Origin of the sequence: Paenibacillus sp. JJ-223 (assembly GCF_927798175.1) — a bacterium.
Classification (GTDB): domain Bacteria; phylum Bacillota; class Bacilli; order Paenibacillales; family Paenibacillaceae; genus Paenibacillus; species Paenibacillus hubeiensis.
Genome location: NZ_CAKMMP010000007.1, coordinates 1 through 22,555, shown reverse-complemented (window position 1 = coordinate 22,555; position 22,555 = coordinate 1). Strand labels below are relative to the sequence as shown.

Below are 22,555 nucleotides of genomic sequence, written 5' to 3'. Positions count from 1 at the left end.
AAGGGAGCGACGGCTTTTGAAGTTTGTGGAACTGACGGGTCAGCTCCCGTGCTTGAAGGTCAAGGACGGGGGATATAGGTTTGCACAAGCTCGGCAATGCGTTCAAGTTTCTCCACGTCCTCCTGTCCTTCCCGCTCGAACAGCAGTTCCACGGCGTCGCGATCGGGCATGCTTGACTCCGGATCCGATGAAGAGAGTGGTTCCAGCATGAACGCATGCTCCGTCAATGCTTGAATGCCTTTAATGGTAAGTCCATACTTACCGCGCCGTATTCGCTCAAACCAGCCGTAATAGTTTTTTTGCAAAATGGATGCGGCAGAAGCCACGTTTGCCAATTGGGCCAACGCTGCCGGAGAAGCTTCACCTTCTATCCGCAGCGCCGACGCCACGCGCAGCGCCTTTTCCCTGTATGCGGTCACGAGCGGTTTGCCTGTGCTGCCTCCGACGTTGAAGTCCCCGCTGCGTCCATCGAATTCCCGCATCAGCCGCTGTCTTCGGATGCCGCCCTTGCGGCTGGACAAAGGCGCGGCCCCTGTTGAACTTCCTTCCGGCCGACGCGCGGGCTCGCACAATACATCAATAAGCGGAGCTTTGGTTTTGTAAAAGGTCACGGTCATCAGACCGAGCCCAAGCTGGCTGCAGAGTGCCGTCAATTCCCCCCAACGCTGATTCACCGCGCCGCGTTTGTTCCGGTTTCGTTCCACAGCCAGATATACGATGGGGCTTAGCTTCAATCGCTGCATCCCTTGCAGCAGCAGGGACAGATTAAACGTTTTTTTCATTTCCACGATCAGCGGTTCATCCAAGTCTGATCTAATGCCAACCAGGTCACAGTGCCTAACCTCGGCTTTGACCACGAATCCGCGTTGTTCAAAATATGCCTTGATCGGCGAATACAGATCCGTTTCATATTTCACTGCCATGATCAACGTACTCCTTCCGCCATCTCCCGTTTGAAAATGTCTGGCTCTGTTCCACGCAGAACCCGGAAAGCGAATTGCTCCGTATCGCTGGTTTCCAGGAACAAAGGACATCCTGCTTTAACTACATATACCTCTGATAGTATCATAAACCGGATTTTTTTTCGGCACTGCCGCCGCGGACTTGGTGCATCGGGCGTGAAGTTTCGCGGTTCAAGATTAAAAAAAGTGGTCAACTTATCCGGTTTGCCGCATAGGTATGTAATACACTTTTTACAGCAAGAAGACGCCGCACAGATGCAGCGGGACCGAGGTCAGGACCGCGAATTTGGATATTCAAGCAAGAGTTGCAATTCTATGGATTTATTCATACCATTCGGGATGGTTGTCAATCACACTAAAGGAGCCATGGGAGGTACCAAGCATGAATATTTTTGAACGCGTTGCGGAGCATCGGGCAGAGAATGACCGTCTGTCATGGAACGGAACATTCGAAGACTACATCGAACTGCTAAAAAAAGACCCAACCCCGGCAATGACGGCTCACGCCCGAGTATATCAAATGATCGAATCGTATGGCGTGGAAGAGGTGGATGGACATAAACGATACAAATTTTTCGAACAGGAAATTTTCGGATTGGACCGTTCCATCGAAAAGCTGGTGGAAGAATACTTCCATTCTGCCGCACGCAGACTGGATGTACGCAAACGCATCCTGTTGCTGATGGGACCGGTAAGCGGTGGTAAATCCACGCTGGTTACGCTGCTGAAACGGGGATTGGAACAGTTTTCGCGGACGGAGAAAGGGGCGGTGTATGCCATAGAAGGCTGCCCGATGCATGAAGAGCCGCTGCATCTAATCCCGCTTGAGCTCCGGGCAGAGGTGGAAAAAGAGATCGGCGTGCGCATCGAGGGCAATCTGTGCCCCTCCTGCCAAATGCGTCTTCGTACCGAATATGACAATGACATCAGTAAAGTGCGGGTAGAACGGGTGCTTATTTCCGAAGATAACCGCGTGGGAATCGGAACGTTCAGCCCATCCGATCCGAAATCGCAGGACATTGCGGATCTGACGGGAAGCATCGACTTCTCCACCATTACTGAATATGGTTCGGAGTCGGATCCGCGGGCGTACCGGTTCGATGGGGAGTTGAACAAAGCAAATCGTGGTTTGATGGAGTTTCAGGAAATGCTGAAATGCGACGAAAAATTTCTATGGAACTTGCTTTCCCTGACCCAGGAGGGCAATTTCAAGGCAGGGCGCTTTGCTTTGATCAGCGCGGACGAGATGATTGTGGCGCATACGAACGAATCCGAATACAAATCGTTCATTGCCAACAAAAAAAATGAAGCGCTGCAATCCAGGATGATTGTGATGCCGATTCCATATAACCTGAAGGTTTCGGAGGAAGAAAAGATTTATGCCAAGCTCATTCAGCAAAGCGACATGAAGCATGTCCATATCGCGCCGCATGCCTTGCGGACCGCGGCCATTTTTTCCATACTTACCCGTTTGAAGGAAACGAAAAAGCAAGGCATGGACTTGGTCAAAAAAATGCGCATGTACGACGGCGAAGAGGTGGAAGGCTACAAAGAGGCCGACCTGCGCGAGATGCAAAGCGAATATCTGGACGAAGGCATGTCCGGCATTGATCCGCGCTATGTCATCAACCGGATTTCCAGTGCTTTGATTAAACAAAATCTTCAGTGCATTAACGCGCTGGACATCTTGCGGGCCATCAAGGACGGTTTGGATCAGCATGCTTCCATCACGAAGGAAGAGCGGGAGCGTTACCTGAATTACATCGCGCTGGCACGGAAGGAATATGACGAACTGGCGAAGAAAGAAGTGCAGAAGGCCTTCGTTTATTCTTTCGAGGAGTCGGCCAAGACGCTGTTCGAAAATTACTTGGACAATATCGAGGCCTTTTGCAACTGGACCAAAATTCGAGACCCGCTTACCGATGAGGAACTCGACCCGGATGAGCGCTTGATGCGTTCGATCGAGGAACAGATCGGCATTTCCGAAAATGCAAAAAAAGCGTTCAGGGAAGAAATTTTGATCCGCATTTCGGCGTATTCCCGCAAAAAACGCAAATTCGAGTATAACAGCCATGACCGGTTGCGCGAAGCCATCGAGAAAAAACTGTTTGCCGACCTTAAAGATATCGTCAAAATCACGACTTCGACCAAAACACCGGATGCGACTCAACTGAAGCGCATGAATGAGGTGATTAGCCGCCTCATTGATGAACACGGATATACGGCGGCCAGCGCCAACGATCTGCTTCGCTATGTGGGCAGTCTGTTGAATCGGTAAGATGATTGTAAAATAACCATTCCGAATAAGGTTCCTGTGGTTAGCTGTGATGCTCCTTCACAGCGTCAACAGGGACCTTTTTACTATTAATGCCGCTTTTTTTGACTGTGTTTTCGGGAAAATCGAGAAAAATATACGTAAACTTTGTGTAAATGGTTCTAAAGGTTTATGTAAACTTAGGGCGATTCGTCTATAATTAATACAGTTATTTACATTTGAAGTGAAGTTTTATACGTCGAAGCTAATATTCACATAGCAGCGGAGTAGCAGGAAGACCGTCGAAGTGGATTGACAGGTGGATTCGTTCGACGATACAGAAGCAATAAGGAGCTGACGGAATTGGTTATGAGTGCAAGTGCAGCAAGACAGAAACAACTAGATTACATCGGACTGACCGCAGGCGACCTTCAAGTGCTTGCCGGGCATCGTCCCGTCTTTGAGAAAGTGGTTGAAGAGGTGGTGGACCATTTCTATTGCCATCTGGGGAAATATCCGAATCTGATGGAACTGATGGAACGGTTTTCTTCCGTGGAACGACTGAAGCAGACCCAACGGATGTACTGGCTTTCCATGGCTGACGGCGTCGTAGACGATGCTTACATCGACCAACGGATTGCCATTGGGCAAGTGCATTCCCGCATTGGCTTGTCTACCGACTATTATCTGGGTACATACATGGTTTATCTCGATATTGCCACAAGCATTTTTCAGCAGGTCATTCCCGATATGTGGCATCGCGTCATTCAGGCCCTTAGCAAAATGTTCAATTTGGATGCACAGCTCGTGCTCGAAGCTTACGAGATCCGGGAAAAGGACAGGCTGCGCCGGCTTGCCGACGACCAGAAGCACACCTTGCAGGCGATTACGCAAATTACGCAGCAGCTGACAGGTATGATCAGCGAGCTGAACGAGAACGCACAGGCCATTTCCGACGTGGCCAAAGATACCGCCGCTTCCCAGAGACAGGCGCATGGGTTGTTGGAAGACCTTACCGCCGAGATCCATCAGATCGGAAAAATGGGTGAGCTGATCCGTGAAATCTCTGACCAGAGTCACTTGGTGGGCCTGAACGCGGCCATCGAAGCCGCGCATGCGGGAGAATTCGGGCGGGGCTTTGAAGTGGTGGCGGCCGAAGTGCGCAAACTTGCAGCCAGCTCGCGGGAAGCCCAGAGCCAAATTCAGGCCAATCTGGAGCAGATCATGAAAAAGCTGGTCCGTGTACGCGAAGAGTCGGAACAAACGGCTCAGGGTGCCAGCAGCCAAGCTTTCCGTTCGCAGGAACTTGCCGTATTTGCAACCACGATGGAGAATTTGGCAGCGGATTTGCGTGAGTTGCAGCATCAGGAGTAGATTCGGGAACCGGCTTGGAGCCGGTTATACCGTTTCTCCGGAATTTGAGCTATAATAGGAAAACAAACCTGCCGTTGTAACAGTGAATGCAGCTTGAGACAGGGGATTTGAAAGAGGTTGAGGTGATCAGGTGGCTTCTATCCATGATGTGGCCAAAGAAGCGGGCGTATCTGTTGCAACCGTTTCCAAAGTGCTGAATGATTATCCCGATGTAAGTGACAAAACGCGCAAAAAAGTCAATATGGCGATCGAATTGTTAAAATACCAACCCAATGTAGTTGCGCGTGGACTGGTGAAGCGCCGCTCTTGGACGGTAGGGGTTTTGTTGACGGTTCCGTTTACGAACCCTTTTGTGTCGGAGCTGCTGGAAGGCATCAAAACCGCCTTGGAGAACAGCGGCTACGACCTGGTCCGGTTGTCCACGCGTTTTGAGGACCCTGCGTATTCGTTTATCAAACATTGCCGCAGCCGGAACGTGGACGGCGTTGTTGTATTCGGGGAAGGCAGGGAGAACAAGAGCATTGAAGAATTGATTCATGCGGAGATTCCGACGATGTTCATTGACACCGACCTGTTCGGCAAGCGGGCCGGGTACATTACGACCGACAATGCCAATGCCATTGCGATGAGCGTCAAACATCTGTACGAATTAGGCCACCGGAAAATTGCGTATATTTCGGGTACGCTGGGACCGGCCGTCGCCAATCTGCGCCTGGAGGGATACCGCGAAGGTTTGCGGCAATGCGGACTGCCGTACTCCACCGTGCACATGGAAGTATGCGATTATTCCTTCGATGGTGGAAGCAAGGCGGCCCGGCGTTTGCTTGCGCAGAGGGACCAACCGACAGGCATTGTATGTGCTTCGGACATGTCCGCTTTTGGGGCGATCCACGAAATCGAGAAGCATGGGCTGCGTGTTCCCGAGGATATTTCGGTCGTCGGTTTTGACAATACGTATTATGCGCATGTGTTCAAACCCGGACTCACAACCATTAACCAAAACATATATTCCATCGGAATCAAATCGATCGAATACTTGATCGCGATGATCGAGAACCCGGATTATACGCCTCCGGTTGTTACGGAGCCGTCCCATCTCGTTATTCGCCAGACGACGGCACCCGTTCAGGGGTGACACACTTCGCAAGGGGCACGGCCGAGAGGCTGTGCCTTTTGTCTTGAAGTTCACGAAACGTCAGGTATCAGCGACACAATTCAACACGAAATGCTGGGGAAAAGTGTTGATTTTCGACCCTGTGACGTTTAGACTATACTCATTATGATAAACGGGTCTTCTATGTATGGCTTTCGTTTGAGTTTGCTGGCAAATACCATGATGTTGTTGCGAAGGGAGTGCCTGTCGCCTGACAGTGCACTCGCTTCTTTTTTAAGATTCGCTTCATTAGCTATGAAAAGCATGAAACATACATACAAGATTGATCCCGGTTGAAAGGAAAGACGGAGTGGAGCACCTACACGGAACGTACAACATTGAACTGGTCGTTTTGTCTTACATTATTGCCGTTTTGTCTTCTTACGTCGCGCTTGACTTGGCTGGCCGCGTTAGTCTGGCCCGAGGAACCTCCCGAAAGGTTTGGCTTGGCTGCGGGGCCATGGCGATGGGGCTTGGCATATGGTCGATGCATTTTGTCGGCATGCTGGCCTTTGTGCTCCCCAGTCACGTTTCTTATTCGTTGGGTAAGGTTGTGTTGTCCGTTCTCTTTGCTGTCGTGGCCTCCGGAGTCGCCCTGCACATTGCAGGCCGAAAGGGCGGGCATGTGAAGCAGATTGCCATTGCAGGTTTGTCGATGACGATCGGCATTAGCTGCATGCATTACGTCGGCATGGCGGCGATGTCCGTTCCAGTGAGCTATGAACCCGCCAAGGTCTGGTTATCCATCCTGATTGCAGCCGCCGCCTCGTTCACGGCGTTGTGGCTCATGTTCATTTTTCGCCAACGCCATTCCAAGCGGCTGTGGATGTATAAACTCGGTAGTGGATTGATCATGGGTTTGGGCATTACGGGCATGCACTATACGGGTATGTCGGCAGCTCACTTTCACGTTTCGGAGGGAGGCGTGGGGGTGCCGGGCTTGCGAATCGAACCGTTGTTTCTTGGATACACGATTGCGATCGGCACGTTCATTACCCTGGGTTTGGCATTAAGCGGCATTATCATTAACCAGCGTTTTTCCCAGAAAGACCGCCGTTTGCAAGAAAACGAGCAATGGTACCAGGCTTTGTACGACAATCATGCCGATGCCATTATTTCCGTAGATTGCGAAGGGTACATCAAAGGAATCAATTCTGCGGTCACTCGCATTACGGGATATTTGGAGAAGGATGTCATCCATTGCTCCATAGACGAGATCGTAGAGCGTATCGACATCCACTGGACGTCCGACCCGGCGGACATTTCTTGGGAAGACGGCACTCGCAGCCAGGAGTATTATACGGCTACGATGAAGGGGCTTCACGGTCAGTTGATCGATCTGCACATCACCGTAGTTCCGGTCCTGATTGAGGGGAGTCATGTGGGCAGCCATATCCTGATCAAAGACGTCACCAAGGAAAAGCAGGCCCAGGAACATATTCGCCATCAGGCCTTGCATGATCCGCTTACTGGCTTGCCGAACCGGCGCAAGCTGGACGAAGTGCTGGAGGAAGCCATCGCCACCCACAAGGCCGCGGGCGAAACGTTTGCGGTGATGGTTATGGACATTGACCGTTTCAAAATGATCAACGACTCCCTTGGACATTCCATCGGGGATATTTTTCTGAAGGACGTAAGTGCAAGGATTGTTGGCGCGATTCAGGCTTTCGATTCCGATGCGATGGAGAACGTCATGCTTGCGCGCATGGGCGGGGACGAATTTACGTTAGTCGTCAAAAATGAACAGGGCCATGCGGATCGTGTTCAAGAACTCGCGAAACGAATCGTGCGGGCGATCCAACTGCCCTACCGGCTTAAGGACAATGACTTCTATGTGACTACAAGTATCGGCATCGCCATGTTCCCCGAGCACGGGACAGAAGCGGACATGCTGCTCAAGCATGCTGATACAAGCATGTACGAGGTCAAAAAAAACGGCAAAAACGGCTACAAATTCTATTCGGCCGAGCTGGATTCGGCGTTGTATGAACGAATCGAACTTGAGGGATATTTGCGCAAAGCGCTGGAACGCGATGAAATGGTGCTGTATTACCAGCCTCAGATTCGTACTTCGGACCGTCGCATGATCGGCGTGGAGGCGTTGATCCGCTGGAAGCATCCGCAGAAAGGAATACTGACGCCCGACGTCTTCATTCCGATCGCGGAAGAGACCGGCATGATCTATGACATCGGCAATTGGACGCTGCGTGAAGCATGCAAGCAGATGAAGCGCTGGCACGCGAGCGGGGGGCCGCTCATTCCGGTCTCGGTCAATTTGTCTTCGCAGCAGTTCCATCAGGCCAATCTGCTCGAGCTGGTCAAAAATGCGCTGGAGGATTCCGGGTTGGAGGCTCGTTACCTCGAACTCGAAATTACGGAAAGCATGATGATGGATGCATCCGTATCGACCAGCATTCTGAACGAATTGTCGGCGCTCGGCGTCAAGATCAGCTTGGACGATTTCGGCACGGGTTACAGCTCGCTTAGTTACCTGAAGCAATATCCCATCAATAAACTGAAGATCGACCGTTCTTTCGTGACGGACATTACGGAGAATGTGAGCGATCAAGCCATTGTGGCCACTATCATATCGATGGCGCAGCATTTGAATATGGAAGTGATTGCGGAAGGCATCGAAACCAAAGGACAGCTGGATTTCCTGATGCAGAACGATTGCCGGGAAATTCAGGGCTATTATTTCAGCCGGCCGCTGCCGGCAAGCGAAGTAGAAAATGATTTCTTCATGCCGCTGCGCCAACATTTCAGCAAAGCGTAACATGGCGTGGTTGGCAAACGACAGGCGTTGATCCAGTGACAAAAGGCTGCCCCCTGTAGGGCAGCCTTTTGTCACTGGATCAACCAGGTTCTGCTTCGCAGCCGGTTCGTCGGCGATTACATAAACTTGCGATGATGCTTTTTCCCGTCATAGGAAAACCAGATCGGTTTATCTTCCACCTTGGTTTCCAGATGAACGGTACGTCCCCATAACCGGTACACGTAAGGGAGGGTACGCTCCATGTATTTGAGGTCAAGCTCAATCCCTTCATAACGGTGCTTGAGCACAAGCTCGCCTGTGCGCAAGTAGTCGGCATCCTGGACGACAAGATAAGGGGAACCGCCGTTAATGCGCGAAAATACAAGCTGATCCCGAATGTTCTCCCACGATTTGTCCGTGATTTTCCATTCAGGCCCCTTTTTTTCGAACACATACAAGTCCAGATCTTCGGTGAGCTGTTTGGTCATGTAGTTGCGAATGAAGGACGTATCGGAATCGAGCTCGCGGACCTCGAATATTTTAGCGCGTCCTTGGTCCGGCAAACGTCCGAACCGTTCGCGTTCCTCGCGGCTGGGATGATCCCACCGGCGTTCGATATCCTCGAAAATTTTCAACCCCAAATAATAAGGGTTCAGGCTTTGGGTGGATGGCTGCACGACCGAGGAATTCAGCTTGGCGAATTCGATCGTCTCCTCGCTGGTCAAGTCCATTTCGCGGATGATGCGCTGATGCCAATAGGACGCCCAGCCTTCATTCATAATTTTGGTTTCCATCTGCGGCCAGAAATACAGCATTTCTTCCCGCATCATGCTCATGATATCCCGCTGCCAATCGGTCAGCACCTCGGAAAATTCCTGAATGAACCACATGATGTCCTTCTCGGGTTCAGGCGGAAAGTGGTGAACTTGGATCTGGGATTCCGGAGCGGGCACCTCCGCTTTGGATTCGTCGAGGGCCCACAAATCATCGTATGGACCTTCGGGTTTGGGCGGTTTCTCTCCGCGCTGCTCTTTCAGCTTCAATTCCATATAACGCTGTTTATCCAGATGCCTTGGCTTGATCAATTGTGGATCGACATGCTCTTGGATGGCCAATACGGCATCGATGAACGATTCAACGGCTTCTGTACCGTATTCCATCTCATAATTGCTGATTCGGTCTGCCGTCGCGGCCATGCTTTCGACCATATTGCGGTTGGACATGGAGAAGCGGGCATTGTTTTTGAAAAAATCACAGTGGGCCAGCACGTGCGCAACGATCAGCTTATTCTGAATCAGGCTGTTGCCATCCAGCAGGAACGCATAACAAGGGTTGGAATTGATGACGAGTTCATATATTTTACTGAGCCCGAAGTCGTACTGCATTTTCATTTTATGAAACGTTTTTCCAAAGCTCCAGTGACTAAAACGGGTAGGCATGCCATAAGCTCCAAAGGTATAGATGATGTCGGCAGGGCATATTTCGTAACGCATCGGGTAGAAATCCAAACCAAAGCCTGCGGCAATTTCGGTAATTTCGGCAATGGAGCGCTCAAGCGCGGTAATATCGTCCTGCTTCATGGGTTACCTCCTCGGATTGCATTTTCGGCCGAATGCAGCACACGGGCTGCACGCCTGGGAATCAAGGTTGTCATCATCATATGAACAAGCCGTACAGGATATGCTTAGCGAAAAAGTGACCCTTCACGGGTCACTTGATTAACGGCCGGATATTGCCGTGCATACAATAGTTGTTGGGGCGTGATTGGGATTGGCCGTTCGGCCTTGAAAATCAATGGCCAGCATCCGAATGCTCCGCTCTGCTTGTTTACGTGGCGACTCCGTTTTCCTGTCTATGAAAGAAGCTGCGCAAAGCCTTATACACTTCGCCTTTTTCTTTGATGACGTAGTACATGAAATGATCGAGTTTGATATGGCGGTAGGCCGACATCAACGTGCTGCTGCGGTTATATTGATTGACTTCGCCGTAACCGAACATGTTGCTGCGCTTCAGAAGCTCGCCAATCAGTTTCACGCATCGTTCGTTATCGGAGGTCAGATTGTCTCCATCGGAGAAATGGAACGGATAGATGTTGTAGCTTGAAGGCGGGTAACGGGAATCGATGATATCGAGTGCTTTCATATATACGGAGGAGCAGATCGTTCCTCCGCTTTCCCCGCGCGTGAAAAATTCCTCTTCCGTCACTTCTTTTGCTTCCGTATGGTGGGCGAGGAACACGATCTCTACTTTTTCATACTGACGCCGCAGAAACCGGGTCATCCAGAAGAAAAAGCTGCGGGCGCAGTACTTTTCGAATGAACCCATGGAACCTGACGTGTCCATCATCGCGATAATGACGGCATTCGATTGCGGGATGACTTTGTCTTCCCACGTTTTGTAGCGCAAGTCGTCCGGACTGATGTGATGAATGCCCGGATTGCCGCTGGTGGCGTTGCGGCGAAGGTTTTCAAGAATGGTGCGTTTTTTGTCAATGTTGGACTGCATGCCTTTTTTGCGGATATCGTTGAAAACGACCGTGTGCGTTTCGATTTGGTCTTTGTCCTTTTGTTTCAGGTTGGGCAGCTCCAGCTCGGAAAAAAGAATATCCTCCAGCTCTTCGATGCTGACCTCGGCCTCGACGATGTCGTAACCCGCCTGGTCACCTGCCTTTTCGCCTTTGCCAGGCTTTTGCGCAGCCGGATCGCGTCCGATCACATCGCCGACTTGGGTGTCGCCGTCCCCTTGGCCTACATGCTTTTGTTTTTGAAAGTTATACACGAAACGGTACTCATCCAGACTGCGGATCGGTACCTTGATGATTTGTTGTCCATCGGACATGATGATGTTTTCTTCGGTGATCAGATCAGGCAGATTTTGTTTGATGACGTCTTTCACTTTTTGCTGGTGTCGCTGCTGGTCCTGGTACCCTTTGCGGTGAAGCGACCAATCCTCCCGGGAAACAACGAACGAGTATGGCTGGCGTGAATTTGACATGTAGGCACCCCCCAATAATTACGTGGCACAGTTTGACCTGTCGGTAATTAAGTATATTCACGGACAGGGACGATATGTGATGAGCGGGAAGATAAAATGAAACCATTTGTAGCAAAAACGATGCATAGTCCCATCGGAAGCAACATTTTCGAAATAATCCGATGGCTATGTTTTTACAAATCCGGTGAACAAACGAAATGCACATCCTGTACAATGGAAGGAGTTACCCGATTGGAAACAATTGGAGGATGTATGTAAAGGAAGGATTTCCATTGGACAAACGTGCGGTTAGAGCTTGGATCACCTATGATTGGGCTAATTCGGCATATGCAACGACGGTATTGGCAGCAGTACTGCCCGTCTTCTATGCTTCGGTTGCGGCAGCTTCTCTCGATGCGGACACGGCCGCATCCTACCTGGCATATACCCATTCCGTCGGGATGCTGTGCGTGGCGTTGCTGACTCCGCTGCTGGGGGCGCTTTCGGACCTGTCCGGCAGAAAAGGAGACTTTTTGCGCGTATTTACGCTGATCGGTATTTTTTCTACGTTGGGCTTCAGCCTTGTCGGTGAGGGAGACTGGCTGTTCGCTTCCATTCTGCTCGTTGTATCTACGATCGGTTTTGCGGGAGGAAACACCTTTTACGATGCCATGCTGCCCGACCTTGTTCCCATCAGGGAAAGAGAAATGGTATCTTCCAAAGGGTATGCCTACGGCTACATTGGCGGCGGCATTTTGCTGGCGATCAATCTGTTGATGATTCAACAGCCCGGCTGGTTTGGACTGGAAAATACGCTGGCCGGGACAAGACTCGCCTTCATTTCGGTGGCAGCATGGTGGCTGCTGTTTTCCATTCCTATCTTCCGGCATGCTCCCCGCAGGCCTGCAAGCACGGGTCGCCCCTCTTCCTGGATGGGGTATGCCAATATGGGCGTATCGAGGCTGCGAGGGACATTCAGTCAAATGCGAAAATTTCCACAGCTGATTCGCATGCTGGTCGCCTTCTGGTTCTTTAATGATGGCATTAACACGATTATCCTGATGGCGACCATCTATGGAACGAGCATCGGCATCGGCACGACCGATCTGATGCTGGCCTTGCTGCTGACGCAATTTGTCGGTTTTCCGTGCACGCTGCTGCTAGGTGCATGGGCGAGGCGGTGGGGGGCCAAGCAGGTACTGATGATCAGTTTGTCGGTGTATGTATGCATCGTGATTCTCGGTTACTTTATGAAGGAGGCGTCCCATTTTTACATGCTAGCCGGATTGGTCGGCGTAGTGCAGGGAATCAGCCAGTCAACGGCCAGATCTTTGTTCAGCAACCTGATGCCTGCAGGTAGAACCGGGGAGTATTTTGGATTCGTTAATATTACGGGCAAATTTGCCTCCATTTTCGGTCCGTTCGTTTTTGGCTGGGTTGGCCAAATCACCGGCTCTGCGCGCTGGGGAATTCTTTCCTTGCTCTTCTTTTTTATCGCAGGCATGGCGGTACTGATGACCGTGAAAGTGCAGAAGGGCGTGGAGGATGCGCTGAACGCCGATCGCGAAGATGGGCCCGGCTGGCCGGGGCACGGTTTGCCGCAGTCGCCGGAACCTCGTTCCGTTACATGATTTCGCTTGGCATGTTGTGTAATGTCCAAACCTCTAGAAACTCCGGAGCCTGTTCGCTGTAGAGCAGGTGTCCGGGGTTTCTTTCGTTGGAAGGTGTCATAAATCACGGGTTGAGAGGAATAAAGATATATGGGCATGGGGAGGAAGGTCAAAAAATGCAGGATAAACAGAGAAAATATGAAAAAGAGAAAATAAAAGATTGACATGATACAAATCGTATCATAGAGTGTAGATATAGACAGTTTGTATCATGAAAACTTCATTAATGATACACCTCATTATTTACGTTCCCCTTAGCTTTGCCACTACATAACTTCGTTTTAACGGAACGAGGAGAGGAGTAGGGCCATTGGTAGACTCTCTAGGAAACGGACTTATATTTTTGCTCTGCGTCCCTCGAAGCGGAAGCTCGCTTTCAACCGTGATGCTGCAAAATCACAGTCGCATCTTTGCTACGCAGGAGATGTGGTTCCTGATGAGCCTGGTTGATCTTCCAACAAACGAGCCGCGAGCATACGGCGGTCATTCGATCATTCGGCAATTTTATAACGCCATGGTATCCGAAGAAGTATTCGAGCGAGCGTGTCGCAGTTTCGCCATGGAAATATACAACGGGTTCTTGGAAGGAAATTCAGCGGAACTCGTCGTTGACAAATCCCCGCGTTACTACTGCATGCTTGAATGGCTCGATCGGCTTTTTCCGCAAGCCAGCCGCATTCACCTCCAACGCAATCCACTTTCCATTGCAGCATCCTATAAAAAAGTGAATCGCAGGACAGGCGAAGGCTTCGATCTGATCGGCAGTCTGAACAGCTCCAAGTTGAATATGAAGGCCGTGGATCTGACATTGGGCATCATGCGGTTAAATGATTATTTCGCGGAAGAACATGCCGGAGCCTACGAAATTCAATATGAGCAGCTGGTCGTCGACCCGCAGGGAGAACTTGAAAAAATGTGCGATTTCCTTGGCGTGGACTATGAACAGGGGATGGAGCAATACGGACGTTTCCTGGACAGTGCCAAGTCCGATATGTTCTACAGCATGGGTGTGGGAGATCCTTATCTCTCCGGGCATCAGGAAGCTCATAAAAATTCTGTTAACAACTGGAATGAAATATTAACCAAACAAGAAACGGAAACGTACTGCCGTGCTCTCGGTGCAGGGCTTTTTCATCGAATGGGATATGCGGAACAGCTGGAAGCAGCTGAACGATGGACGGGCGTGCATTATGAACAGCATCCGGATGAAGAACTCGTGCAGCGCTTGACGAACCAATTCCGCAAAGCTACAAACTGGGACTTGCAGCGAGGATATCGTATGCAAACTGGAAGCCGAAGCGCCGAGGCCACCAATTCAATACGTTCGTCCGTAACGGATGAAAAAGAGGATTCCGGGCTGGAGGCACTGGCTACGATCAGGCAGCTGCAAGCCGCTCTTCGTGCAGCCGACCTGAGGCTGGAACAGGGATACCGGGAACGGGATCGGTTGAGATCCCAACTCGCTTCGGCGAACGGCAAAATACAGCGCATCAAGGCATGGGTGCCGTTTGGACAACAGATCAGCGCTTGGGCTTCCCAGCGCAGAGGCATGCGGGGTGAAAAGCCATGAGTGCCATTGCGGGCATTGTTCATCCGGGAGGCAGAGAGGCGTGTTGGGAGGATACTTGGCGCCTGTACGAGGGCCTTGGACACATCCCGGTGGATACCACCGGAATGTGGAAGGGAGATGAAGCTTATTTCAGCTGTCACGCGCAATGGATCACGCCGGAGTCGGTTCTTGAAAAGCTTCCTTTCTATGAAGAAGAGAGCGGATTATGCATAACGGCAGATGCGATCCTCGATAACCGTGAACAGCTTGCGGACCAGCTTCAACTATCGCGTGCGGATCTCGACAGGTTATCCGACAGCGAGTTGATCCTTCGTGCATACCGTCGCTGGGGTGAAGACGTGGCCAGCAAACTGCTGGGGGATTTTACGTTTGCCATCTGGGACGAACGCAAGCGCAAGCTGTTTGCCGCGAGGGACATCATGGGCATGCGGACGTTGTATTATCGACTGGATGGGCCGCGCTTGTCTTTCTGTACGTTGATGGGACCGCTGCTTGGATTGCATGGGGTGCGCAAACAGCTGAACGAAACCTGGTTGTCCGAATTTCTCGCGATCCCCGAGATGTTCGACTCGGCAGATATCGGATCTACCGTATACCAGGGAGTGCAGCAGATTCCTCCGGCACACACGTTGACGTTTCATGAGGGAAAGTTGAGCTTAAAGCAGTATCACCGCTGGGATGAAGTCGAACCGCTGCGACTCAAATCCGATGGCGAATATGTTGAAGCTTTTCGTGAGGTGTTTGCCCAAGCCGTCGATTCCCGTCTGCGAACCCATCGGCAAGTGGCGGCAGCATTAAGCGGAGGGCTTGATTCCGGCGCCGTCGTCGGGTTTGCTTCAGGCACGCTCCGCAAACAGGGCAAGCAGCTGAATGCTTATAGTTATGTGCCCGTGTCCGACTTTAAGGACTACACGTCCAGGACACTGCTGGCCGACGAACGGCCATACATTCGTTCTACCGTGGACCATGTCGGAAACATTGCGGAGAACTATTTGGATTTTGAGGGCAGAAGCCCGCTCAGCGAAGTGGATCCATGGCTTGAAATGATGGAAATGCCATATAAATATTTCGAGAATTCGTTCTGGATTCGCGGTTTTTACGAGAAGGCCAGCCTGCAGAATGCGGGTGTCCTATTGACAGGTGCCAGAGGTAACTTCACCATTTCGTGGGGGCCTGCCCTGGATTACTATGCCAGGCTGCTGAAAAACGGCCGATGGCTCCGTTGGATCCGGGAAATGCAGCAATACAGCGCTCATACGGGCATGCCGTTTACCCGTATCGCGAAAATTACGGGACGCAAAGCGTACCCGAGCTGGTTTCAGAAGACGTCAGCAGGCGAGGCACCTGCCCATCCGCAAATGATTCACCCGGACTTTGCGCAAAAAACGGGAGTGCTTGAACGGCTCAACACGTTGATCGTGCTTCAGGGCGGGGCACGTGCCGACGCGATCAAGGTAAGGGCGCAGAAGTTCAACAATTTGGCGATTGCCAACAAAAACGGTGCCGTAGCTACCAAATGCTCGCTTCGATATCGGGCATGGGAGCGCGATCCCACCAGCGATGCACGGGTGGTCCGCTTTTGCTTGTCTGTCCCGATCGAGCAGTATGTAAGGAATGGCACGGACCGGGCTCTGGTTCGCCGGGCGACTTCGCCGGAACTGCCGGACAAGGTCAGGCTGAATCAGCGTGTGCGAGGGGTACAGCCTGCCGACTGGCTGCACCGCATGATCCCGGATTGGAAGGCATTCATCGCCGAGATGCATGATCTATGCACAGACAGCAGGGTGGCGGGCATTCTGAATACGGAACGCATCCGGACCGCGATGGCGAACATCGGGGAACCACGGCCTGAGCTGGCCTCCCATCCGGATCTGAGGCTGATGATGCACAGCCTGATTGTATACCGCTTTATGCGCCAGTTCTGAACCAACGTGAATTCTTTAAAGGAGGTGATGACGATGAACGCTGAGAAAAAAGAATGGCAAGCGCCAGCTCTTGAAGTATTGGAAGTCAATCAGACGATGGCTGGGATTGGTTGGAGACAAATCGACTGGATCTCTGATCACGATGCTGACCTGTACAATCCGGTTTCCTAATAATTACATGTGATTCATGTCTGATCATACTTAAAGGGCGAAAAGACGGAACATCGATCTTTTCGCCCAGCCCTTCTATTTTTGCGAATAAATATAAGGGCTTTTTTCATATATGTGGTGCAAAGGAGGGCCTGAGCTTGTTGCCTGTACAATACGATGCGTATGGATTGCGCTGGAGCAGCTATATTTCGATGCCCGAACTTCAGGTTGCAAGAAACCAAACCGAACCGGGTCACGCCGATGTACATATTGAAACAGCCGAGCTGCACGACTTGTGGGCCGAGTGGAATGTAGGGAATGGCAATTTTGTAGCAAGAGACGGATGCTTTCTTTTTCGGATTGACCATGTCGGCATGTTTTGCATGGAACGGGGGCGGCGCATCTTGATCAGCCCCGAGCCTGATGCCGATGAGAAAAAAACGAGGCTTTACATTCTGGGCACATGCATGGCCGTCATTATGATGCAGCGCGGGGTTCTTCCCCTCCATGGAAGCGCAGTCGTCATCGATGGATGGGCATATGCGTTTGTGGGACATTCCGGGGCAGGCAAGTCGACCCTGTCGGCAGCCTTGGCCTCACGGGGATATCCTTTGTTGACCGATGATATCGTTGCATTGACTTGGGATGCAGGAGGAAGAGCGATCGTATCTCCGGGGTATCCCCAACAGAAGCTGTGGCAGGCCAGTCTGGACGGCTTTGGCATGGAATCGCAGCATTATGCTACGGTGCATGCGGAGATCACCAAATACGCTATTCCCGTTCAGCACTATTTTCATGACAGTCCGGTACCTCTGGGAGGCATATTCGAACTTGCTCCTAAGCCGGATGCGGCGCCAGGCCCGATTCAACTGCATGAAGTAGAGGGGCTTGAAAGGCTGCATCTGCTGTGCACGCATACGTTTCGCAGCAGCCTGATTGCCCGCCAGGGGTTGGCGCAGTGGCTGTTTGAGACGGTGTCACGGCTCTCGGCAGGTGTGGAAGTATCCAGAATTACGAGGTCTGGTACCGAATTCACCGCATTCGAGATGGTGGACCGGATTACGAATCACATAAGCAAAGGAGTGTATACCGCACAATGACGGCAATCAAACCATTGGAAGAGCAAGACCGGATTACGCGCAAAGAGGGCAATCTCGTTAGCGATATGGGTGGAGAGAAAGTGATGATGAGCATCCAGAGCGGAAAGTATTACAATTTGGGGACCACCGGCGGCCGGATTTGGGAACTGTTGTCCGAAGAGCGAACGGTGTCCGGAATCGTTGATGTGCTGTCTTCCGAATACGAGGTCGATCCTCAGGTGTGCTTGAGCAGCGTGACTGCATTTTTGGAGCATCTGTCCCGCGAAGGATTAATCGACGTGCTCCCTGGAGAATAGGACGATGCTGCTCCGCAAACTCAGGACGTATCGTTCTTTGCCGAGCGAGATGCGTTCGTTGATCTGGGAAGCGTATTTCGGACTCGGCTGGGCCAGAATTCTCAAAGCGATGCCGTTTGTCAAAATAGCACCGGGCCTTGGAACACCTATGGTAGAGACGTCTTCGGACGGATTAAATCGCGCCGATGTCTTAACCGTACGCAACATTTCCAAAGCAATCCTCATGGCGAGCAAGTTCGCCTGGTGGGAGAGCCGCTGCCTGGTGATGGCCATCGCCGCGATGAAAATGCTGGAACGGCGCGGCATCGACAGCACGCTGTATATGGGCACTGCGCGTGACAAACAGGGGCGGATGGCTGCCCATGCCTGGCTGCGCAGCGGCAAACTCATCGTGACCGGTGCCGATACGATGGAACAGTATACGGTGGTAGGCGTGTTTGGCAAACATTGTTCGAAGAAGGAGTCTGGGGAGATTGTTTATGACACATGAATTTGAACGCTGCACTGCCGGTTTTCCACAGGAGCTCAAGCTCATGCTAAGCATGTTGAACGGAGATTTTCGGAAGCTCTCGTCCGAAGAGGGGAGGGAACGGCTGCAAGGCGTGGATTGGAATCTCTTTTTGCAGCTTGCGATGCACCATAGATTGTACGCCGTCCTTTATCTGAACATCACCGCGATGCATGACGTGCCATTTCCTCCGGCTGTTGTGGAAAGCCTGAAGCAGGAATATACGGCAAATACGTTTCGCATGCTGCATTTGACGGCAGAGATGGAACGGGTATGCGGAAGACTGACGCAAGCCGGGATCCGCAATATTACGATGAAGGGTCCTGCCTTGGCCCATGACCTGTATGGAGATGTTTCCCTGCGCACCTCCAAAGACCTGGATCTGTTAATCCCGTTTGACGATGTGGAACAGGCGGAAGCCGTGCTGCTGGATCTCGGTTACATATGCAAGGACGATAAAGGAAGACGAAGCGTAAGCAGCTGGAAGTGGCGCGAGCATCATATCTGTTACAAGCATCCGGTTCGAAAAACGCAGGTGGAGATTCATTGGCGACTAAATCCGGACACGGGCCGGGAAGCCGGTTTCGAAACGTTGTGGCAGAGGAGCAGGATCAGCGCATATACCTCGACTCCGGTTCGCATGCTGGAGCGCGAGGATTTGTTTGCGTACTTGGTCACTCATGGGGCAAGGCACGGCTGGTTCCGGCTGCGCTGGCTGTATGACATTGACCGTATGCTGCGAACGATGCCCCTTGACCTGGATGCTGCTTCCCGGCGAATGAAGCTTGAAGGACGCTTGCCGATTGCCGGACAGGCGCTCATTCTCTCCGCAGCGTTGTTCAATACCCCTTTGCAGCGTTGTCAGGGGGAGCTGCAATCAAGTATGGAGGGAAAAGGAGAGCGGCTTGCCCGACAGGCGTTGTTGTTTATGCAAGGCATGCTGGCTGCGCCCGACGATCTCAAGATCTATCGCTCCTATCTGTTCGCTCTCCGAAGCCCTGGCCAGAAGCTGCTCTTTTTCAAAGAACGCTTGTATCCCAGCACCTGGGACGTCGCCCAACTTCCGCTGCCCAAGTCCCTGCATTTTCTATATTTTCCGTTACGTCCGTTTCTGTGGTGTTGGCGCCGCATGAAACGCAGTACGATGACGGAAAGGGGGTAAGTCATGATTTCCGAGCTGCGATTTTATATGCGTAAACTGCATGAAATTACCGGACCGATTCTGTACTGGAACCTGATCGGCATGATATGCATCAGCCTGATGGAGGGTATCGGCATTTACATGCTTGTACCCATGCTCGGGTTGATCGGCGTTTTCGATCCTGGCAGCGCAGGCATTCAATTGCCGTGGGCTTCGGAATGGCTCGGCCGTTTCCCCGAACATACACGCCTGATTCTCGTGCTGCTTGCTTTTGTGCTGATCGTAGCCGGGCAGGCATGGTTGCAAAGACTCCAGACGGTGCGGAACACCCGCATACAGCAGCAATTCGTGCGGACGCTGCGTCTCGATACCTATCGTGCGTTGATCATGGCCAATTGGCCATTTTTTCTTCGGAAACGAAAAGCCGATTTCAGCCATGTGCTGACGACAGAGCTTGCCCGCGTAAGCCAGGGAACCGGCATTGTGCTGCAGATGGCAGCATCGATCATTTTTACGGCCATCCAGATCGGTCTGGCCTTCCTGTTATCGGTAAAGTTGACCTTGCTGGTGATTGTCTGCGGGCTGCTGCTGTTCGTTGCCCTGAAAAGGTTTGTCAAGCAGGCCAAACAAATCGGGGACCAGACGACGGAATATTCGCAGCATTATTACAACGGGATTACGGAGCATTTCAACGGCATCAAGGATATCAAAAGCAACATGCTGGAATCGTCCCATATCAGCTGGTTCGAGCTGATGTGCAAACGGATTGAACAGAACGTGGTCCAGTTCATTCGTTTGAACAGCAGAACGCAGTTGATTCACCGGGTGTCTGCAGCCGTGATGATTGCTGCCTTTATTTATATTTCGCTGCGCGTTCTTGTCGTTCCGCCTACCAGCCTTTTGCTGATTATTTTGATTTTCTCCAGATTGTGGCCGCGATTTACGTCGATTCAGTCCAATCTGGAATACATCAGCTCCATGCTGCCTGCATTCCGGATCGTTCGCGAGCTGCAGGTGGAGACGGAGAACAGCCGGGAAATCAGCGATGGCATCACCGAAGGCACCTTGCAGAAGGAAGCTGGTGAGCGGGAGTCAACCATCCCTGGACCGCGGAAAAGCAGAGGCAAAGCGGACATGGCTTTCCAAAGCCATACAGCAACGGGCATGACATTTGACCAGGTACAGCCTCTGGAGTTGACGAGAAGCATCGAATGCCGCAATGTCAGTTACCGGTATGCAGGCAGTCCTTCGTACGCGCTGCATCAAGCAAACATTTCGATTCCGGCCAAAGGCATGACGGCGATCGTAGGCAAATCCGGAGCGGGGAAAAGCACGCTGATCGACCTGATCATGGGGCTGGTACGTCCCGAAGAGGGACAAATCGTGATCGACGACCTTCCGTTGTCGGAGGACCGATTGCTGAAATGGCGGAGCTCGATTGGTTATGTGTCCCAGGACCCGTTCCTGTTTCACTCAAGCATTCGCGAAAATTTGCAGTTGGTCGATCCCCATGCAAGCGAGGAGCAGATGTGGCGGGCATTGCAATTTTCGTCTGCCGGAGCATTCGTCCGCAAGCTTCCTCAGGGCCTGGATACCGTCATAGGCGATCGCGGTGTTCGGTTGTCGGGCGGCGAGCGCCAACGGCTTGTTTTGGCCAGGGCGATGCTGCGCAATCCGTCCGTACTGGTGCTGGATGAAGCAACGAGTGCTCTTGATAGTGAAAATGAACAGCATATTCATGCCGCGTTGGAACAATTGCGAGGACGCATAACCATTATCGTCATTGCGCATCGTTTGTCCACGATTCGTACGGCGGACCGGGTCATCGTTTTGGAGGAGGGCAAGGTCATTCAGCAGGGTGGCTACCAACAGCTCTCGGCGGATCCCGTTGGGACCTTCAGCAAACTGCTTAGCATGCAGACAGGCATGGCAGGACAAGGATAAGGATAAGGATAAGGATAAGGTGCCATAGGATTACGTTAAAAGCAGGCATGCAAAAGGCGCAGACTACAGCTGCGCCTTTGCATTTTGCGGAAATAAGTTCATGATGTTGTGCCGCTGACCGATGAGAGTGGCAAAGAAAGGGCCTGAATATGCTCCAAATGCTGCATGATTTGGTCCACGGCGTCCTCCAGCGGCAATAATTCCGTGTCAATGATGAGAGAAGGGTTAGAGGGAATGTCATAAGGGGCTGAAATGCCTGTAAAATGAGGGATTTCACCGTTGCGTGCCTTTTTGTACAGTCCTTTGGGATCGCGTCGTTCACATTCCTCGATCGAACAACGGACATAGATTTCAACAAAATCTCCGGGTTCAAACAGTTGCCTAACCATCTCCCGGTCCTCTGCGTTAGGCGAGATAAATGCGGACAGTACCACCAACCCGGCATCCACCATGAGCTTCGAAACCTCGCCGATCCGTCTCAGATTTTCTTGCCGATCCTCGGCATTGAAACCCAGATCCTTGTTCAACCCATGCCGGACGTTATCTCCGTCCAATACGTAACAACGCAGGCCCTGCTGATGCATTCTTCGTTCCAGGGCAAAGGCCAGAGAAGACTTTCCCGCGCCGGACAACCCGGTAAACCATAAGGTGAGGCTGCGATGTCCATTACCGAGTTCCCGTTCCGTTCGACTTAAGCTTGAATGCTGCCAGGTAAGGTTGCGTTCTTGTGCTGACATTGGTATCCCCCTTGTTCCCACTCTGAATATATTATATTTTAAC

The 22,555-nt window shown here is 51.7% G+C and carries 17 protein-coding genes; 13 read left to right on the top strand and 4 right to left on the bottom strand.

Annotated features, from left to right (window positions below):
- Window positions 1-59 precede the first annotated feature (59 nt).
- Window positions 60-923 (bottom strand): DUF2161 family putative PD-(D/E)XK-type phosphodiesterase, encoded by an 864-nt coding sequence (locus tag L6H98_RS13815; protein WP_236415867.1) that lies wholly within the window; start codon window positions 921-923, stop codon window positions 60-62.
- Window positions 924-1,344: 421 nt separating this feature from the next.
- On the opposite strand from L6H98_RS13815, the gene L6H98_RS13810 reads away from it, so the two are divergent.
- The 4 genes from L6H98_RS13810 to L6H98_RS13795 all read left to right on the top strand — a co-directional run bounded on the left by L6H98_RS13810 (window position 1,345) and on the right by L6H98_RS13795 (window position 8,519).
- Window positions 1,345-3,240 carry a PrkA family serine protein kinase gene (locus tag L6H98_RS13810; RefSeq protein ID WP_236415866.1) on the top strand — a complete coding sequence of 632 codons (1,896 nt, stop codon included), beginning with the start codon at window positions 1,345-1,347 and terminating at the stop codon, window positions 3,238-3,240.
- Window positions 3,241-3,585: 345 nt separating this feature from the next.
- On the top strand, window positions 3,586-4,590 hold the full coding sequence (locus L6H98_RS13805; RefSeq protein ID WP_236415865.1) for a globin-coupled sensor protein: 1,005 nt from the start codon (window positions 3,586-3,588) through the stop codon (window positions 4,588-4,590).
- A 130-nt stretch (window positions 4,591-4,720) separates the two neighbouring features.
- Window positions 4,721-5,725, top strand: a complete 1,005-nt coding sequence (locus tag L6H98_RS13800; RefSeq protein WP_236415863.1) for a LacI family DNA-binding transcriptional regulator — start codon at window positions 4,721-4,723, stop codon at window positions 5,723-5,725.
- Window positions 5,726-6,053: 328 nt separating this feature from the next.
- On the top strand, window positions 6,054-8,519 hold the full coding sequence (locus L6H98_RS13795; protein ID WP_236415861.1) for an EAL domain-containing protein: 2,466 nt from the start codon (window positions 6,054-6,056) through the stop codon (window positions 8,517-8,519).
- Between the two features lie 116 nt (window positions 8,520-8,635).
- On the opposite strand, the gene L6H98_RS13790 is transcribed toward L6H98_RS13795, so the two are convergent.
- Together L6H98_RS13790 and yhbH are read right to left on the bottom strand one after the other, a co-directional pair.
- Window positions 8,636-10,078 (bottom strand): SpoVR family protein, encoded by a 1,443-nt coding sequence (locus L6H98_RS13790; RefSeq protein ID WP_236415860.1) that lies wholly within the window; start codon window positions 10,076-10,078, stop codon window positions 8,636-8,638.
- Between the two features lie 247 nt (window positions 10,079-10,325).
- The gene (gene yhbH / locus L6H98_RS13785) at window positions 10,326-11,492 is read right to left on the bottom strand and encodes a sporulation protein YhbH (RefSeq protein ID WP_236415859.1); all 1,167 of its coding nucleotides are present in this window, start codon (window positions 11,490-11,492) and stop codon (window positions 10,326-10,328) included.
- 272 nt (window positions 11,493-11,764) lie between these two features.
- Between yhbH and L6H98_RS13780 the strand changes: the two genes are divergently transcribed.
- From L6H98_RS13780 to L6H98_RS13740, 9 genes are all read left to right on the top strand, one after another.
- Window positions 11,765-13,102, top strand: coding sequence for an MFS transporter (locus tag L6H98_RS13780; RefSeq protein ID WP_236415858.1), 1,338 nt, complete (start codon window positions 11,765-11,767; stop codon window positions 13,100-13,102).
- Between the two features lie 349 nt (window positions 13,103-13,451).
- Window positions 13,452-14,711, top strand: coding sequence for a sulfotransferase (locus tag L6H98_RS13775; RefSeq protein WP_356722947.1), 1,260 nt, complete (start codon window positions 13,452-13,454; stop codon window positions 14,709-14,711).
- Complete coding sequence (locus L6H98_RS13770; RefSeq protein ID WP_236415857.1) at window positions 14,708-16,636, top strand: asparagine synthase-related protein; 1,929 nt, start codon at window positions 14,708-14,710, stop codon at window positions 16,634-16,636. Before L6H98_RS13775 ends, L6H98_RS13770 begins: the two co-directional genes overlap by 4 nt.
- Before the next feature lie 33 nt (window positions 16,637-16,669).
- Complete coding sequence (locus L6H98_RS13765; protein WP_236415856.1) at window positions 16,670-16,807, top strand: paeninodin family lasso peptide; 138 nt, start codon at window positions 16,670-16,672, stop codon at window positions 16,805-16,807.
- A gap of 137 nt (window positions 16,808-16,944) precedes the next feature.
- Entirely contained in the window at window positions 16,945-17,886 is a 942-nt protein-coding gene (locus L6H98_RS13760; protein ID WP_236415855.1) for an aldolase, read from the top strand.
- Window positions 17,883-18,182 carry a lasso peptide biosynthesis PqqD family chaperone gene (locus tag L6H98_RS13755; protein WP_236415854.1) on the top strand — a complete coding sequence of 100 codons (300 nt, stop codon included), beginning with the start codon at window positions 17,883-17,885 and terminating at the stop codon, window positions 18,180-18,182. Before L6H98_RS13760 ends, L6H98_RS13755 begins: the two co-directional genes overlap by 4 nt.
- Window positions 18,183-18,186: 4 nt before the next feature.
- Entirely contained in the window at window positions 18,187-18,672 is a 486-nt protein-coding gene (locus L6H98_RS13750; RefSeq protein WP_236415853.1) for a lasso peptide biosynthesis B2 protein, read from the top strand.
- Window positions 18,662-19,852 (top strand): nucleotidyltransferase family protein, encoded by a 1,191-nt coding sequence (locus tag L6H98_RS13745; RefSeq protein ID WP_236415851.1) that lies wholly within the window; start codon window positions 18,662-18,664, stop codon window positions 19,850-19,852. The genes L6H98_RS13750 and L6H98_RS13745 overlap by 11 nt, the downstream gene beginning before the upstream one ends.
- A 3-nt stretch (window positions 19,853-19,855) precedes the next feature.
- On the top strand, window positions 19,856-21,775 hold the full coding sequence (locus L6H98_RS13740; protein WP_236415849.1) for an ABC transporter ATP-binding protein: 1,920 nt from the start codon (window positions 19,856-19,858) through the stop codon (window positions 21,773-21,775).
- 98 nt (window positions 21,776-21,873) lie between these two features.
- Here L6H98_RS13740 and cysC read toward each other — a convergent pair whose 3' ends face one another.
- A complete protein-coding gene (gene cysC, locus L6H98_RS13735; protein ID WP_236415848.1) occupies window positions 21,874-22,512 on the bottom strand; it encodes an adenylyl-sulfate kinase in 639 nt (212 codons plus the stop codon).
- Window positions 22,513-22,555 lie beyond the last annotated feature (43 nt).